This window comes from Halobacillus sp. BAB-2008, from assembly GCF_000328325.1.
Taxonomy (GTDB): domain Bacteria; phylum Bacillota; class Bacilli; order Bacillales; family Halobacillaceae; genus Halobacillus.
Genome location: NZ_ANPF01000004.1, coordinates 12,858 through 28,532 on the forward strand (window position 1 = coordinate 12,858; position 15,675 = coordinate 28,532).

The following is a 15,675-nucleotide window of genomic DNA, read 5'->3' on the forward strand; positions in this document are numbered from 1 at the left end:
ACCTCTCTCAAGAGGGCTGATCGTTTTTTTATCAGCTGCGGCCTTTACTTTGGAAGCTGCGCTGTTTTCCGCCTTTACCGTTGAAGTTACGGTTGCGGGATTTATTCTTACTGTTGAAGTTACGGTTACCGCCACCACGGTAGCCGCCCTTCTTCTTGCTCTTATCACGCTGGGCGTTCTTCACGCTGATCGGTTGAACATGAGATAGACGAACCGGAACTTCACTGCGTTCTTTCGTCATCATCTTCAGTGCTGCAGCGATCAGGTCTGTGGAATCATGCTGTTGAAGCAGCTCATCCGCCGCCTGCTTGTAATTCTTCAGATCATTCTTCTCGATCATTTCCAGAAGCTTCTCGACCGCAACTTTCTGCTGCCCACGCGCTGCTTCTTCAGAAGAAGGAACTTTCAAACGTTCTACTTTCTTCTTCGTGATCTTTTCGATCAAGTGCAGTTGGTCTTTCTCTCTCGGTGTGACGAAAGAAATTGATTTACCTTTACGACCAGCACGTCCTGTACGGCCGATACGGTGAACATAGCTTTCCGGATCTTGCGGAATATCGAAGTTGTACACGTGAGTTACATCGGAAATATCCAGACCACGTGCTGCTACGTCTGTCGCCACAAGGATTTCAATACGTCCGCGCTTGAACTTGTTCAATGTGGACATACGCTTTCCTTGAGTCAAATCTCCGTGGATTCCTTCTGCACTGAAGCCGCGTGCCTGAAGACCGTCAGCAACTTCGTCAACACGGCGTTTCGTACGGCCGAAGACGATTGCCAAAGAAGGATCATGGATATCAAGAAGACGAGTCAAAGTATCGAACTTATGCTTCTCCGGAATTTCCACGAAGAACTGCTCGATGTTTTCCACAGTCATTTCTTTTGCTTTAACTTTTACTTCTTCCGGGCTGTTCATCAGCGTTGTCGCGATATCACGAATCTCTTTCGGCATAGTTGCGGAGAACAGAAGCGTTTGGCGTTCTTCCGGAAGGGCCTTAAGAATGTCACGGATATCATCGATGAAGCCCATGTTCAGCATTTCGTCCGCTTCATCAAGAACCGCTGTGTGAACACTTTCCAATTTAATCGTTTTACGACGGATGTGGTCAAGTAGACGACCAGGTGTCGCAACGACGATGTGGTTGTTCTTCAGGGCGCGGATTTGGCGTTCCATGTTGGACCCACCGTAAATCGGAAGGACACGGACACCTTTTCCTTTACCTAGTCGGTTCAATTCCTCTGCTACCTGAATAGCCAGTTCCCTTGTCGGGGCGATGACAAGACCTTGAACGGCTTTCACCTGTTTGTTGATTTTCTCCAGCATCGGAATACCGAATGCCGCCGTCTTCCCCGTACCTGTCTGCGCTTGGCCAATAACGTCTTTCCCTTCAAGTCCTAGAGGGATGGTCTGTTCTTGGATTGGTGTGGTTTCTTCAAATCCCATCACATCTAATGATTTTAGAATGGGGTTTGATAATCCTAGTGATTGAAATGTTGTCACAGTAATTTCATACTCCTTTGTTTTTAAATCTTCTACCTATATACATGTAAAAAAAGCCTTCTGCCACAGGAAACGGGAGAGGCTTCTCTGGTATCTGCCTGATAGATTCATTCATCATAACATATATAACATCATTAATTCTACACATTTCCGCTGTGCTTTTCAAACCCAATAATGATAAAATTAGTAAAAATCGATGTGTTATGAAGGAGGATTCGCTTGAATAAACCTCCGTTTCATCCTTATTTAATTGTATTCATCGGTGTTATTTCCATTTCCACTTCCGCCATATTCGTAAAGGCGGCGGGTGATGCCCCCGCATCGATCATCGCTTTTTACCGACTGCTGATGGCCGTATCCATCATGGCCCCTTATGTAGTATGGAAACATATAGATGAAATCAAACACCTTCACGTGAAAGAATGGCTTTTGACGACTATTTCCGGTATTTTCCTTGCCTTCCACTTCATTTTCTGGTTCGAATCACTGAACTATACCAGTGTGGCAAGCTCCGTCGTCCTCGTATCCCTGCAGCCTGTCTTCGCCTTTATCGGTACCTTCCTTTTCTTCAAAGAGAGGTTTACGACCGGAGCGGTGATGAGCTTGATCATCACCATCACAGGAAGCGCTATCATCGGGTGGGGGGACTGGCAGCTGAGTGGACAGGCCCTGTACGGCGATTCGCTGGCACTCCTCGGAGCGGTGATGGTGACTGGGTACTTTCTGCTCGGCCAGAAATTGAGACAGAGGCTTTCTTTAATGGCCTATACCTTCATCGTGTACGGAACGGCTGCCGCTACATTATTCCTTTATAATACGGCCTTCTCTTTTCCCTTCACCGGGTACGACGGTCGGCAGTGGACGGTTTTCTTATGTCTCGCCATCATCCCAACGTTCTTCGGGCATACATTGTTCAATTGGACAATCCGATGGCTCAGCGCCGCAACCATATCCATGGCTGTCTTATTAGAGCCGGTCGGCGCGGCGGTTCTTGCTTATTTCTTCCTTGGAGAACTTATAACTTGGTCTCAGTTCCTCGGAGGCAGCATCGTCCTCTTCGGGTTAATGTTGTTCCTACTCAGCACGACCATTACGTATTCCAAGCGCATCAAACATAAGACTGGAAAAAGCTGACCTTTGCAGGATGGCGCTTTCATGTCAGAATAGAAAGACGATAAATTCGAGAGCAGGTGACTATATGACGATTCAATTGATCATTGACGGCGGCGGAGATGTTCCGCAGGAAATGATGGATCGATACGAAATCAAATCCGTTCCTTTGAACATTCATTTTGGAGAAGAAAGTTATAAATCAGGGGTGTCCATCGACCTCCCTACCTTTTACGAGAAGATGAAACAATCGGACGAGCTCCCCCGTTCTTCCTCCCCGAGCCCGAATGACTTCTATGAAACGTATAAAGAAATCGACGCGCATCGGCCGATTCTCGTCCTCTCGATGACCAGGGGACTCAGCAGCACCTACGACAGCGCTGTAATGGGGAAAGACATGCTGCTTGAAGAGCAGCCGGACAGGGAAATCAAGGTTTTGAACACGAAAACCGCTTCCTGCGGCATCGCCCTGCTCGTTCATGAAGCACAGCGGAAGATTGAGGAAGGACTTTCTTTCGAAGCAGTCGTATCTCATATGGAAGAACGAATTGAGAAGACGACGACCTTGTTCCTTTTGAAGACACTCGAAAATGTCATCAAAGGCGGACGATTGGATAAAATGAAAGGCGCAATCGCTAAGACGTTAAACATCAAACTCTTAATGAGAGCCAGCGAAGACGAGGGATCGGTGGAAGTCACAGAGAAAGTCCGCGGCGATAAGAAAGCCCTTCGTCGGTTCATCGAGCAGATTGGAGAATATGCCCATAACGTCGAAGACCGCATCATCGCTCTTTCCCATTCCAATGATGAAGAGCGTGGACGGAAAGTATTAGGCGCCATCCAGGACCGCTATCCGTTCAAGAACAGTTTGTTCATGGACGTCGGACCTTTGATTTCCACCTATGCAGGAGAAGGCGGTCTCGTTATCGCATTCTTCCGCGACTAACTATCGTTGACCGGGAAAAACCGGGCGCGGAAAGCGTCCGGTTTTTTTCATGCTTTCAAGAAGCTTATCCCTTTCAGGAAAAACCGATAAATCCACTCCATCATATGAGAATCTACAGGTGAAAGACCGGTGCGGCCGGTCACGAAGGTACAGTGCTTCTAGGATGGACGAAATCGAGCACTTCATCGAAAAGTTCCTCCTGATCATCGCCATGACAGATCAAATGCTTCGATTTCTTTAAGAATACCAATTCCTTCTCCACCGACGGTATTTCTTTCTCTAAGTAAAGCGCCGCCTTCTTCGGCACCATGCCGTCCAGCTCTCCCTGAATGATCAATACCGGACAACGGACATGACGAAGGTACGGCCTTGTAAACTGGACACACTTCATAAACTCGAAGGTGGAAAATAAATAAGTATCCTTCAACTTCTTCTTATATCGAAGGAACAGCTCATTAGAGGAAAGGACTCCTTTCCACGCATCGAACACCATTTCTGCCACATCCTTATACATCTGCGGCAGGCTGACATACTTCCCCGCTGCCGACAGCAGCACAAGCCTGTCAAGACGGTATTTAGCCGTCAAGTATGCCGCAATCATTCCTCCCATCGAAAAGCCGATAATATAAACTTTATCATTGCGTGTCATCATATCAAGCAGGGTGAGTTCCGCCGTCGCAATCCACTCCTGATAATAATGCCCCTCCAAATCCAAGTCTTCTCCGTGCCCGGGGAGTGTCGGATTGGCTATTTCCCAGTCCGTGCGCTTCTTCAGGAAGTCAACGAGAGGTTGTACCTCCTCCGGGCTTCCCGTATACCCGTGGATACACAAACATCCGATAGTCATCATCTTCTCCTCCAGATTGTCATCATATTGTATAGAAAAAGACGCGCACTGCAGCAGCGCGCGTTACTTGAAGCCTTTAACGAATGAGCCGAGACCTTTGACTATCGGACTCACCTGCTGCATCGTTTTCACGACCTGCCCGGTCGTCGACATCATCTTATCGAAATCAAGCTGCCCTTCTTCATTCTGAAAATATCCCATGACTCCTTTAGGAATCGAGGAAGCGTCAAAAGAGGCGGATTGTTCTCCGGTCTCAGTATAACCCGGATAATTGTAACTATTCATGAAGGGCTGTTGCTGCTGGTACGGCATATAGGAAGCATCTGTGTACATAGGATAACCCCAGTTACCTCCCTGGTTTGAATACATCGGATAATTATTCTGACGATAGGCGGTTTCAGTCGGATAATAGTACCAACCATTGGAATAGGTTTGGTAAGGATCTTGGTACATGTCAGGTCCCACCTTTACATTATTTACTTCAGCCTATGTCAGAAGACGAAAAAAGTGTAAAAAAAACAAGTGATTTCCCATCACTTGCACCACTTCAAGAAAAATTCATGGAATCTGTGTCCACGAAGAAAGTCTCGTCTGATCTTATTTTCAATGCTTGCTTCAGCTTACGTTCCTGAAAACCGAGGATCTTCTCACCATCTATGAAAGTGGCAGGCGTGCCATAAATCTTCTTGCTCTGTAATTCTTTGAAATACTCTCTGTTCTCAGAAATGTTCTTCTCTTCATATTCGACATTCCAATCCGAGAGCTTCTCCAGCACACGCGCACAATGGGTACAATCATTACTGGTATACACGATGACGTTCCGCTTACCCAAGCTTCTCCCTCCTTACATCTTTCCTTACGCCTATTAATTCATACCCGTTCCGTTTAGCTTTAAACATGAAATCCCTTCCTGAATTCCCATAGAAAAAGACAGAGGGTAATCCCCCCTGTCTCCCTATCCAAGCCATCTTTCATAAAGATGATCGATTTCCGTCTGCAGCTTTGCTGTTCCGGTATCCTCTCCGCCCTTTCGCTTTCGCTCTTCCAGCTGCTGCTCCAACTGCTGAATCTGCTCTTCCAGAGGGAGTTCCACCTTCTCCGGCTGCGATGGTTGTGTCGGGTCTTTCTTTTGTTTCTCATCCAGACTTTCCAGCCATTCGTTACGTGTTTCCTCATACGTGCCGATCCGGCGCTTTAACTGTCCATTCATCATGTACGCTGTTTCTGTAAAGCAGCGGTTTAAGAACCAACGATCATGAGAAACACCAATGACCGTCCCGTCGAATTGATTCAACGCCTCCTCCAAAACCTCCTGCGATTCCACATCCAAATGATTGGTAGGTTCATCGAGGATCAAGAGTTGGATATCCAGATGCATGAATACAGCAAGCTTCAGACGCATCTGTTCTCCCCCGCTTAAATGACGGAGCTTCCGAAATACGTCGTACCCATAAAACAGAAATCCAGCAAGATGATGACGGGCCTCTCCTTCTGTCACACGAATCTGCTCCCTGTAGAAATCGATCAGACGCCGGTCACCGTCCACCCCTTTTAACGGTTGCTGCGGCAGATAGCCAATTCGAAGGTCCGGCGCCCGCTTGATCTCTCCATGATCGGGCTTCTCTTCTCCTAACAGCATTCTAAGCAGTGTCGATTTCCCGCTTCCATTCGCCCCGACAATCGCCAGTCGGTCCTGATAACGGACATGCAGATGAAGGTCCTCCAGGATGGTATCATTCTGATATGCTTTATACAGGCTGCGGACGACGAATACATCTTTCCCTGATCGGTCTCCTGCATCAAGGCGGAGCTTCATCTTCTTCGGATCGAGAATCGGTTTATCGAGTTTTTCCATCCGTTCCAGCGCCTTCTCCATACTTTTGGCTTTCTTGAACAATTTCTCATTCGGAGGATTGGCTTCATTCGCCCATTGTCTGAGTCTGCGGATGGCTTCTTTCATTTTCTTTATTTTCTTCTGCTGCTCTTCATATTGATGGAATTCGGCAAGCAGCTTCTCTTCCTTCTGCTTTTCGAAAGCAGAGTAATTTCCCTTATATACATCCACCGCTCCAGCTTCCAGATCCATGATATCCGTGGCGACCCGGTCGAGGAAAGAGCGGTCGTGGGAAATCGCACAGACCGTTCCGCTGTACTGGAGCAAATAGGACTCGAGCCATTCGATAGCAGGGAGATCGAGGTGGTTCGTCGGCTCATCCAATAATAGAACGTCCGGCTCTTCGAGAAGCAGTTTAGCGAGACCGAGCTTCGTCTTTTCTCCTCCGCTTAAATCATTGACGCTCCTATTAAGAAGAACCGTGATTCCAAGGCCGCCTGCGACCTGTCGAATGGAGGAATCTATACCATATCCTCCAAGCCTCGTGTACTCCTCCTGCAAATCCCCATATTCCTCTATGGCCCGTTCCAGCTTCATCGGGTCCGTCATCTCTTTTTCCAGCAGCTTCATTTTCTCTTCCATTCGGATCAAGGATTGGAAGGCTTGGCGCAGGTAAGATTCCGCTGTATCTTCCCAAGCGGATGGAATCTGTTCCAGATAACCGATTTTCAACCCTTTTTGGATGAAGATATCTCCGCCGTCTATATCCTCCTGTTTCAGCACGATCCGGAACAGAGTGGATTTCCCACTCCCGTTCCTGCCTACGAGTCCAATCCGCTGCTGTGCCTTCCATTCCGTATTCAAACCTTCAAACAATACTTCGCCACCGACGATCTTATTTATATCTTTTAATGTAATTATCATCATTACGTTCCTCCTAAAGACAAATGAAAAAAGCACAAAAAAAGCCAGAGGTCCCGTTACCTCTGACTTTGGCTTTCTTATATGATCAGATATGAGACGTTACATTCCTTCCTATTCAGCTGTTTTTGGACATACGTGTCCCTGTGGCAGCTGAATCATGAATAATTGCACGACGCAGATAATTCAATTGGTAATCAAGCGTGTGCATCTGTAACATCTTCATACCTCCTTTGTCTTTAGTCTACTTGTCATTTTACAAAAGAATCAGATAATTGTCTACTCCTGTTGTGCGTCGGCGTATTTACCGAGCTTCTTCAGAAGGTTGATCGCCTGGCGTTTCTCCTCATCGGTCAAGCCTCCGAGAATCGACTCGATCCGCTTCCAATGGTCAGGAAAGATACTGTGCAGGAGCTCTCGGCCCTTGTCCGTAATGGAAGCGAAGGTGATCCTTCTGTCGTTAGGACACGGCACCCGCTCCAAGTATTTCTTCTTCTCCAGCTTGTCCACCACATAAGTGATACTGCCACTCGCGAGCAATATCTTCTCTCCGATTTTCTGGAGCGGCTGCGGTCCTTGATGATAAAGCAGTTCCAGTACCCCGAATTCCGTCGGGTTCAATTCGTAGCGTTGTATATCATCCTTCACCAGATCGGATATCGTCCGCTGTGCTTTTGACATAACGACAAACAGCTTCAGCGAAGGGTCTTGTTTCTTTTCTTTATATAACTCTTGTTCGTTCATGACGTCCGCCCATCCTTTTCCATGATCAGGCTTTCCGGTTCCCGCTCCTCATCGTCTGCGGGGACTGAGAACACGATGCCTGCAATAGTAGATAGTATAAGTTTAACAAATTTGCTCTGTCAAACCATCCCACCTTGGGAAATAAATATTCCGGTCAATTTCCCGGGCCGATGTGCAGCGCCTCCGGTCCCCCACCGAGAAAAGTGAAATGGGCAGGCAGGACCTCTATGCTCGTCGGTGTTTTTCCCTGAATTTCCCCGTCCATATCCACCGCTTCCTCTGCTTCCGTTTCTATCTTGATTTCCCTGCCTTGTCGATGGAAAAGCTCCTGGAATTCCCGATCTTCGGCCGAAGGTTTACCCGCGTTCAACAATTCCCGGAAAAACGTCAGATTCGAGTTCTTCACGATTAACACATCCAGTTTGCCGTCCTGAAGATGGATCGTAGGAAGCGGCACCCGTCTTGTTCCGATGAACTGCCCATTCATGACCAGCACCATCACCGCTTCGCCATCGATCTCTTCCCCATCCACCGTCACCTTGAAGCGGAATGGGTCGGCTTCATTCATCGTCTTGAAGGCACTGATGAAATAGCTGAGTACACCCAATCGGTTCTTCTGGTTCGGATCAATGTTCGTCGATGTCTGTGCAACAAGACCGATCCCCCAGAAATTGATGAAATACCTGTCGTCCGTCTTCCCGGCATCCACCGACAATTCCTCACCTGTTATGATCGCTTTCGCTGCCTGCTGCAGCCTCTGCGGAGTATCCAATACGCGGCTGAAATCGTTGCAGGTGCCTCCCGGCAGCACACCGATGACCGGGCGCTTTTCCAGTTCCGCCAGGTGATTGATACATTCGTGAACTGTCCCATCCCCACCAAAGATGAGAAAGACATCCACTTCCTCTCCGAAGCGGCGGCATACTTCCCCGACTTCTTCCACCTCGAACGTCTGAATGACACGAAGCTCTGCAATTTCCCTGCTTAAGGAAGGAAGCGTCTGCTGCAAAGCCGTATCCAGTTCCGCTTCCTCTTTATTTCCATTATATAAGAAAATACCACGCTGATATCGAGGCATGACTATCCCATCCTTCCTCCTATCATAATTGACTATTTTCCATCCTTTGAAACCACTCCCTCTCTTTTTATCGCTTCCCAGAACCGCTCCGGCTCATCCAGGGTCAGGTAGATGCGATCCACCCGCTTCTTGAGCCCGAAGAAAAGGTGTACATCCACAGCGTCTGCAAGCTCCAGCACAAGCTGCGGAGGCACCGGTTCGAATCCCGCCAGACCGAGGTGAACGGCGCGCTTATCCTTTCGCCAGCGCTCATCACCCGCTTCATATACAGCCAGTTCCTTTATATCAACCGTATCGATCACTGTATGGAAACGAAGTCCTTTTTGAATGTGGAGACGGTCATCCTCAAGAATAACCGGAGACTTCCGGATTGCCTGGTAGTCTCCGATCAGGAAAAGCAGGGCATACATATCAAGCACCGTCGCTATCCATGCGGCCGTGTGGCTGTACTGCATAAGCATGACGTGCACGGCAATAATTTCAATCAGCATTGCGTGGACGAGCATGAGAAACACACCGAAATACTCGCTGCGCTGGTGATAGCTGAAGCTGTTCGGCGCAGGAGGAACGCGATCGAATCGAGGAAACAAAGCGTAACGAACAGCAGAGACGTCTGTTGCAAGAAATCCGCTTAACCGGGAGAAGGTACGGCCTCTCCCTTCCAGATCTAAGGTCCGCTTATTCGCGGCGAAGATGCGTGGAAGGAGATGAGGATATTCCTGGGATGCTCCTTGAAAGTGACGCTTCCATTCCGGGTATTTCTTTACGAACAAGACGATCATCCCTATTTCAAAGAGGACGACAGCCGCCTCCAGAATCAAGACTGATACATTCAACAGGAATAACTCTTCCTTTGCGTAATCAGGAACAATCCAATGGATGAAAAGAAGACCGAGTAAAATCATCGGCGCAAATACAGACAGCGTCGGTTTCCTTCTCAATAGAAAGGTGAAGACGACAACAGGCAGAACCACCATAACGTCAAGCACCGTCCCCCATACGAGCAGGGGATCCACCCGCCCCGTCCATTCCCATTTTTGAATAGCTATATTGGATCCAAGCAGCAGGAAAATAAATACCAAAGCGATATAGAAGGACTTCGATTTACGCTCTATTAATCCACCCATCTTCTGCCTCACTCCTTTTCCTTCATTTTACAATAAATCCATCAGGAAATATGTGTACAAATACCTTCTATTCGTTAAGCACAAAGAATCAGGCGGGAGGATTGCCTTCTCTCCTGTTCTGATTTATACTTCTATTTGTTTAGGGGGCTAAATAAATGGAAAAGAAAAAACAAATTGATCATTCTCTGGGATATAACATCCACATGGTATCCCATTTTCTAAAAAACATATATAACGAAAGACTCGGCGAATACGGATTGACACACGCCCAGGCGAAAGTCATCTACTTCCTTGCGACATCCGGGGAACAGTCCCAGACAGAAATGCAGAAGAGACTCCATATCCAGGCCTCTTCTATGAACGGACTCATTGAATCGTTATTAAAGCATGAGCGTATTTTGAAACGCCCAAGCGAAACGGACAAACGGACAAAGCTTATTTCGCTTACCGATCAGGGCTTGGATCTCTACGACACGATCCTCCAGATCATCGACGAAATCGAAACAGAAGCTACAGAAGGATTGTCCTGGGAAGAAGAACAGGTGATGAACGCCTGGCTGAAAAAGATGCAGAACAACTTGAACCGCGACCTTACAAGGAGGGACGGCAAATGAAGAACAGAGTCAGCGTTTAGGTACACAGCCGATTCCGAAGCTGCTGGCCAATTTATCGATTCCCGCTATGGTAGGAATGTTCGTCATGGCCTTATACAACGTCGTCGACACGCTATTCATCGCCCGCGGCGTCGGCATTCTCGGCGTTTCCGGGGTGAGTATCGGATTTCCTGTCATGATGATCATCATGGCCATATCCGCTGCTGTCGGTATCGGGGGTGCTTCCGTCATCTCAAGACGTCTCGGGGAGAACAAGCCGGAAGAAGCGAACCACGTCTTCGGCAACGTCCTGTTCACCATCGTGCTCGTCAGCGGCATCGGTCTGATCGGTGCCTTCACCTTTCTAGAACCACTGTTAAGACTGTTCGGTACGACCGACAACATCATGCCTTACGCGCGTGATTATTTGTTCCCAATCATGGTCGGATCGTTCTTCTTCTCGTTTGCGTTTACAACGAACAGCATCATCCGTTCGGAGGGGAATTCGAAGTTCGCCATGATGACCATGATCATCCCTGCTGTCATCAACATCATTTTAGATCCAATCTTCATCTTCGGTCTTGATATGGGCGTGCAGGGGGCGGCGGTTGCAACCGTGATTTCCCAGGCGACCGTCACCGTCGTCATTTTAAATTACTTCCTTAAGGGAAAATCCTCCCTTTCCATAAAAACGGCGTACCTGCTCCCTGTGTACAAAGTGCTGAAAGAAGTCGTGACCATCGGCTTACCTGCCTTCATTCGGCAGGTGGCAGGGAGTGCGATGATGATTGCGATCAACTTGATGCTTATTAAATTCGGCAGCGAGTTCGAAGTCGGCGTCTTCGGTATCGTCCAGAAGCTGACGATGTTCACGATCATGCCGATGATCGGAGTCCTTCAGGGCATGCAGCCGATCATCGGGTACAATTACGGTGCGAACAATGATGAAAGGCTGAAGGACACCATCAAACTCGGAATGAAGGTTGTCACGATAATTTCCGCCCTCATCTTCATTATTATGATGGTCTTCCCGGAAGGCTTGATGAAGATTTTCACCGGAGACCAGGCGACGATCGATTCCGGTGCTCATGCCATGCGGATCATGTTCTCTCTTGCTATATTAATTGGTGCTCAGGTCGTAAGCGGCGGTTTGTATCAGGCTTTGGGCATGGCAAAGCCTGCGCTGATACTTTCCATGGCACGCCAGGTTTTATTCCTGATTCCGCTCGTACTGATCCTGCCGAACTTCTTCGGGGTGACCGGTGTATGGCTTGCCTTCCCGTTATCTGACCTGTTTGCGTTCACCCTGTCTATGTTCTTCCTGTACAAAGACAGGAAGCTCTTCTTCCATACGAAGAAGAAACCAGGAAACTATGATACAGCAGCCACTTAACGTATTTCCGGGCGCTGGAAAACGATAAGGCTTCACACCTGCCCTCCCGTCCCCTTCAGGGCCTGAAAATCAATACCGAAACAAACAAAGGTGCTTCTTTGGAAGCACCTTTGTTATATCCTTGAAAGCTGCCTCTTCTTTCCGATGGAGTCCACCATTTTCAGGATTTCTCATTTTTCCAAAGATTACAATCCTTTATAGCAACTGGTGACAATTTCCGTTAAAATAAGACATAGCTTTAATTTTGCTGCCAAAGGATGGAGGACATGACTTATTCAGTAAATCTCATTAAGTTGTTCACCCGCCGGGACGATCATTTATTTCGTTTGAATGAAGCCGAGCGGCTGAGGAACGTTTGGAATCTATTATTCTTCACTTTATTATTAACAGTCCTTACATACACATGGACGGCTTGGCTCGGACTCGGAACGGATGCGATATCTGCCAATATGGACGGGTTGACCCGTACAGAATACGAACAGAGGAAAGCCTGGTTTCTGATCGGCCGGACAGCGTTCGCCCTGGGAATCTTCCTATTCGTCCTGTTCATCTCTTCCTTTTTCTTCTGGTTATTTAATAATGTATCTTATAAGAAACTGTTCATCATCCAGATGAACGTATTGTTGATCATGCTTTTGGAACGGATCACATGGATTCCGCTCATGGTCTACGCAGGTATCGACTGGTATGTATCCCCTCTTTCCTTCGGAGTGATCGCTTCCTACATCACTTCCATCGAGTGGATCATTTATTTCTTCGGAGCGATATCCATTTTTCAATTGTTCATCATCTGGTATCAAGTCAAATGTCTCACTTGGTTGTCTACTACGAGAAAAGGGTGGATATGGACTGGAGTCATCGTTTGGCACATCCTCTTATGGGCCGGTACCTCCGCCCTTGCCCACTATGATTTGTTCCTACTTTATCTAATCAGGTAAGAAAGCAGCAGGTGGAAATACTATGGCAAAAGTTAATGTGAAAGGGCGCATCCTGGGATTATTAATCGTCGCATTTATTGTGGCAAACGCTCTCCTCATTTATTTCGATGAGGAAGAGAAGGTCGAGCGAAAATCCTACGTCCACGACTGGTCACAGACAGTAACAGAAGATTTGGCGGAAACGCTGGAGACAAAAGGAGTTTTCACTTCGGAAACGACTACCCCTGTATACTTGGATGAGGAGCTTGGCAGCTTCCAAGAGTTTCTCGTTGAAGAAGGAGATACCGTCGCAGACGGCGATGACCTGTACACTTATGCTGTATCAGATTATTACGCCCAGGAAGCACAGCTTCAGGGAGACATCGACCGCATCGAGCAGGAAATCTCCGCGACACAAGCTACATAGAAGAATTGGAAGACTATGAAATTCCGGAGCCGTCCGAGTCGACGTCCGGAATGAGCGCTCCCAGCTTTTTCGGGGGAGGAAATCCGGATGAGACGGAAGAAATGACGGATCGTTCACCTCTGCAGCAGGAGGACACTTCCTCCAATGCGGAAGCAGAATACTTGAAGCAGGAGAAGCTTGCCGAACAGGCGTCGGAACTTATGAAACAGGAAGCGATGCTCGAAATGAAGGAAGACCAACTCGACCAGCTGCAGCAGGATGGCGATCAGATTACCGTTACAAGCACCTTCGCTGGAACCGTCACGGAAATCTCGGAAGAGCTGGATGCTCCGCTGCTTACGATCGCTTCCACCGATCTGATTCTCTCCGGCACATTAGATGAGTCGGCGCGTACGACTGTGGATGAAACGATGCAGGCAGACATTAGAGTACCGGAGCTGGATATGGAAAGCACCGGTTCGATCAGCTCCATCGATACCCATCCGGATCGTACGTCTGTAAAAGGAACGAGCCGGTATCCTTTCACCATTGCAATGGATGACTTGAACGAAGACGTTCTACCAGGGTATCACGCTGAAATAAGCATCATTACAAACGAATCTCCAGGCGCTGTCACCGCCGCCGATGAAGCGCTCAGCACAGAGGAGAATCTCTTTGCCTGGGTGATGAATGAAGACGGTGAAATGGAGAAGCGGGAGATTGAGAAAGGCATAACCGAAGACGGCCTCGTCGAAATCGTTCAGGGCTTAGAGGAGAACGAATGGCTGGCCGTTCAGCCTGAAGATGAGTTCCGTAACGGAACGGTCTTCTTCACACCGATCCATATCGATGATGTCCATGCTAAGAAATTATTCAAGCTGGATAAGCAGACGAAGTTGACCTACGGTATGCTCGGGTTTCTGGCCAGATAAAGCACGTATGAAAACGCAGGCCCTACGCCTGCGTTTTTCTTTCTTCTGCTTCCCCCCTCCAAGCAGTCCTCCTTCTTTTCCCACAGGAAATAGAGGCCTCCTCCCTTCTCATAAAACCCTCTGCGCAAAAGGCATATCCTTTGCATCTCCCCTCCACTCGTGGGACGATAGTCATAGACATAACCACCAACAATGAAGGGGGCAGGCAGATGAAATTAAGCATACTGGATCAATCCCCTATCCTATCCGGGGGAAGCCCGCAGGAAGCATTAGCACAAACATCTGAGCTTGCAAAATGGACAGACGAACTTGGCTACCATCGCTTCTGGGTGTCGGAACATCACAGTACGGACAGCCTTGCAGGGTCCGCACCCGAAGTATTAGCCGCCCATCTCGCTTCACAAACCAAGAAGATCCGCATTGGCACAGGCGGGGTTCTTCTCCCGCACTACAGCTCCTACAAAGTAGCGGAAGCCTTCCGCATTCTGGAGACACTTCACCCGAATCGTGTGGATGTAGGTATCGGCCGGGCACCAGGAGGAAAACCGAACGTGAACCTTGCCCTGAACCGCGGAAAGCTTCCTAATACAGAAGGCTATCCGCAGCAAGTGGAAGAATTAATGGCGTATCTTCACGGATATGACCCGCACGGTATGGATATATATGCGTCACCGAAAGGACAATCAGCGCCTCCTGTATGGATGCTCGGTTCCAGCGGGACAAGTGCTCGGGTCGCAGCTGATTTAGGCACCTCTTACTCGTTCGCCCACTTTATTAACGGCCGGGGCGGGACGAGAGCAGTCGATCGATACAAAGACTATTTCACTCCATCTATGCAGCAGGATAAACCTGCTGTGAATGTATCTGTTTTCGTCATCTGTTCAGAATCGGATGAGAAAGCCGAGTATTTGGCAACAGGACTTGATTTAGCCCTTCTACAAATTGAGCGCGGAACCGATATGAACCATTTTCCGACACCGGAAGAGGCACTCTCCTATTCTTATTCCCTCTATGAAGAAGAGAAAATCCGCGAGAACCGGCACCGTATGATCGTTGGATGCAAGGAGAGAGTAAAAGAAGAAATGGTCCAACTCGCCGACGACTACGGGGTCGATGAGTTGATCGTCAATACCATTGTTTCTCCATTCGAGGAACGCATGCGGTCGTATGAACTACTGGCGGACGCCTTCTCTTTGAATAAGGAATACTCCCGACACTAGGAACTCTGTTCCTGGTGTTTTTTGTATGAATTTTTATATCCTGCTCAACAAATAGATCGGCTTACCGATTTAATAGATGTCAGACATCATACAAAAGGAGTGGCTA

The 15,675-nt window shown here is 48.1% G+C and carries 16 protein-coding genes; 8 read left to right on the top strand and 8 right to left on the bottom strand.

Annotation, left to right across the window (positions count from 1 at the left end; all coding sequences use genetic code 11):
* Positions 1–31: 31 nt before the first annotated feature.
* Positions 32–1,501: a DEAD/DEAH box helicase gene (locus D479_RS01745; protein ID WP_026576979.1), complete on the bottom strand. Its 1,470-nt coding sequence runs from the start codon at positions 1,499–1,501 to the stop codon at positions 32–34.
* Between the two features lie 219 nt (positions 1,502–1,720).
* On the opposite strand from D479_RS01745, the gene D479_RS01750 reads away from it, so the two are divergent.
* The gene (locus D479_RS01750; RefSeq protein WP_008632976.1) at positions 1,721–2,635 is read left to right on the top strand and encodes a DMT family transporter; all 915 of its coding nucleotides are present in this window, start codon (positions 1,721–1,723) and stop codon (positions 2,633–2,635) included.
* A gap of 64 nt (positions 2,636–2,699) precedes the next feature.
* A complete protein-coding gene (locus D479_RS01755) occupies positions 2,700–3,557 on the top strand; it encodes a DegV family protein (RefSeq protein WP_008632978.1) in 858 nt (285 codons plus the stop codon).
* Positions 3,558–3,696: 139 nt separating this feature from the next.
* On the opposite strand, the gene D479_RS01760 is transcribed toward D479_RS01755, so the two are convergent.
* The 7 genes from D479_RS01760 to D479_RS01790 all read right to left on the bottom strand — a co-directional run bounded on the left by D479_RS01760 (position 3,697) and on the right by D479_RS01790 (position 10,108).
* A complete protein-coding gene (locus D479_RS01760; RefSeq protein WP_008632981.1) occupies positions 3,697–4,404 on the bottom strand; it encodes an alpha/beta fold hydrolase in 708 nt (235 codons plus the stop codon).
* A 63-nt stretch (positions 4,405–4,467) separates the two neighbouring features.
* On the bottom strand, positions 4,468–4,857 hold the full coding sequence (locus D479_RS01765; RefSeq protein ID WP_008632983.1) for a YppG family protein: 390 nt from the start codon (positions 4,855–4,857) through the stop codon (positions 4,468–4,470).
* Positions 4,858–4,951: 94 nt separating this feature from the next.
* Positions 4,952–5,236 carry a glutaredoxin family protein gene (locus D479_RS01770; protein ID WP_008632984.1) on the bottom strand — a complete coding sequence of 95 codons (285 nt, stop codon included), beginning with the start codon at positions 5,234–5,236 and terminating at the stop codon, positions 4,952–4,954.
* A 123-nt stretch (positions 5,237–5,359) separates the two neighbouring features.
* Complete coding sequence (abc-f, locus tag D479_RS01775; RefSeq protein WP_241210902.1) at positions 5,360–7,165, bottom strand: ribosomal protection-like ABC-F family protein; 1,806 nt, start codon at positions 7,163–7,165, stop codon at positions 5,360–5,362.
* Between the two features lie 273 nt (positions 7,166–7,438).
* Complete coding sequence (locus tag D479_RS01780; RefSeq protein WP_008632997.1) at positions 7,439–7,903, bottom strand: MarR family transcriptional regulator; 465 nt, start codon at positions 7,901–7,903, stop codon at positions 7,439–7,441.
* 154 nt (positions 7,904–8,057) lie between these two features.
* Complete coding sequence (locus D479_RS01785; RefSeq protein ID WP_008632998.1) at positions 8,058–8,981, bottom strand: YegS/Rv2252/BmrU family lipid kinase; 924 nt, start codon at positions 8,979–8,981, stop codon at positions 8,058–8,060.
* Positions 8,982–9,013: 32 nt separating this feature from the next.
* Positions 9,014–10,108, bottom strand: a complete 1,095-nt coding sequence (locus D479_RS01790) for a hypothetical protein (protein ID WP_008632999.1) — start codon at positions 10,106–10,108, stop codon at positions 9,014–9,016.
* Between the two features lie 155 nt (positions 10,109–10,263).
* On the opposite strand from D479_RS01790, the gene D479_RS01795 reads away from it, so the two are divergent.
* The 6 genes from D479_RS01795 (at position 10,264) to D479_RS01825 (ending at position 15,569) form a co-directional block, all read left to right on the top strand.
* Positions 10,264–10,722: a MarR family transcriptional regulator gene (locus tag D479_RS01795; RefSeq protein ID WP_008633000.1), complete on the top strand. Its 459-nt coding sequence runs from the start codon at positions 10,264–10,266 to the stop codon at positions 10,720–10,722.
* A 43-nt stretch (positions 10,723–10,765) separates the two neighbouring features.
* Positions 10,766–12,094 (top strand): MATE family efflux transporter, encoded by a 1,329-nt coding sequence (locus tag D479_RS01800; protein ID WP_346773246.1) that lies wholly within the window; start codon positions 10,766–10,768, stop codon positions 12,092–12,094.
* A 266-nt stretch (positions 12,095–12,360) separates the two neighbouring features.
* A complete protein-coding gene (locus D479_RS01805) occupies positions 12,361–13,032 on the top strand; it encodes a hypothetical protein (protein ID WP_008633002.1) in 672 nt (223 codons plus the stop codon).
* A gap of 22 nt (positions 13,033–13,054) precedes the next feature.
* Complete coding sequence (locus D479_RS01810; protein ID WP_039870437.1) at positions 13,055–13,438, top strand: hypothetical protein; 384 nt, start codon at positions 13,055–13,057, stop codon at positions 13,436–13,438.
* 5 nt (positions 13,439–13,443) lie between these two features.
* Entirely contained in the window at positions 13,444–14,349 is a 906-nt protein-coding gene (locus D479_RS01815; protein ID WP_039870440.1) for an efflux RND transporter periplasmic adaptor subunit, read from the top strand.
* A gap of 209 nt (positions 14,350–14,558) precedes the next feature.
* The gene (locus D479_RS01825) at positions 14,559–15,569 is read left to right on the top strand and encodes an LLM class flavin-dependent oxidoreductase (protein WP_008633004.1); all 1,011 of its coding nucleotides are present in this window, start codon (positions 14,559–14,561) and stop codon (positions 15,567–15,569) included.
* Positions 15,570–15,675: the final 106 nt, after the last annotated feature.

Bases quoted from the DNA above. Each gene is read 5' to 3' on its own strand.
- D479_RS01755 (WP_008632978.1), top strand. From the start codon at position 2,700: ATGACGATTCAATTGATCATTGACGGCGGCGGAGATGTTCCGCAGGAA.
- D479_RS01760 (WP_008632981.1), bottom strand. From the start codon at position 4,404: ATGACTATCGGATGTTTGTGTATCCACGGGTATACGGGAAGCCCGGAG.
- D479_RS01765 (WP_008632983.1), bottom strand. From the start codon at position 4,857: ATGTACCAAGATCCTTACCAAACCTATTCCAATGGTTGGTACTATTAT.
- abc-f (WP_241210902.1), bottom strand. From the start codon at position 7,165: ATGATGATAATTACATTAAAAGATATAAATAAGATCGTCGGTGGCGAA.
- D479_RS01780 (WP_008632997.1), bottom strand. From the start codon at position 7,903: ATGAACGAACAAGAGTTATATAAAGAAAAGAAACAAGACCCTTCGCTG.
- D479_RS01785 (WP_008632998.1), bottom strand. From the start codon at position 8,981: ATGCCTCGATATCAGCGTGGTATTTTCTTATATAATGGAAATAAAGAG.
- D479_RS01790 (WP_008632999.1), bottom strand. From the start codon at position 10,108: ATGGGTGGATTAATAGAGCGTAAATCGAAGTCCTTCTATATCGCTTTG.
- D479_RS01795 (WP_008633000.1), top strand. From the start codon at position 10,264: ATGGAAAAGAAAAAACAAATTGATCATTCTCTGGGATATAACATCCAC.
- D479_RS01805 (WP_008633002.1), top strand. From the start codon at position 12,361: ATGACTTATTCAGTAAATCTCATTAAGTTGTTCACCCGCCGGGACGAT.
- D479_RS01810 (WP_039870437.1), top strand. From the start codon at position 13,055: ATGGCAAAAGTTAATGTGAAAGGGCGCATCCTGGGATTATTAATCGTC.
- D479_RS01825 (WP_008633004.1), top strand. From the start codon at position 14,559: ATGAAATTAAGCATACTGGATCAATCCCCTATCCTATCCGGGGGAAGC.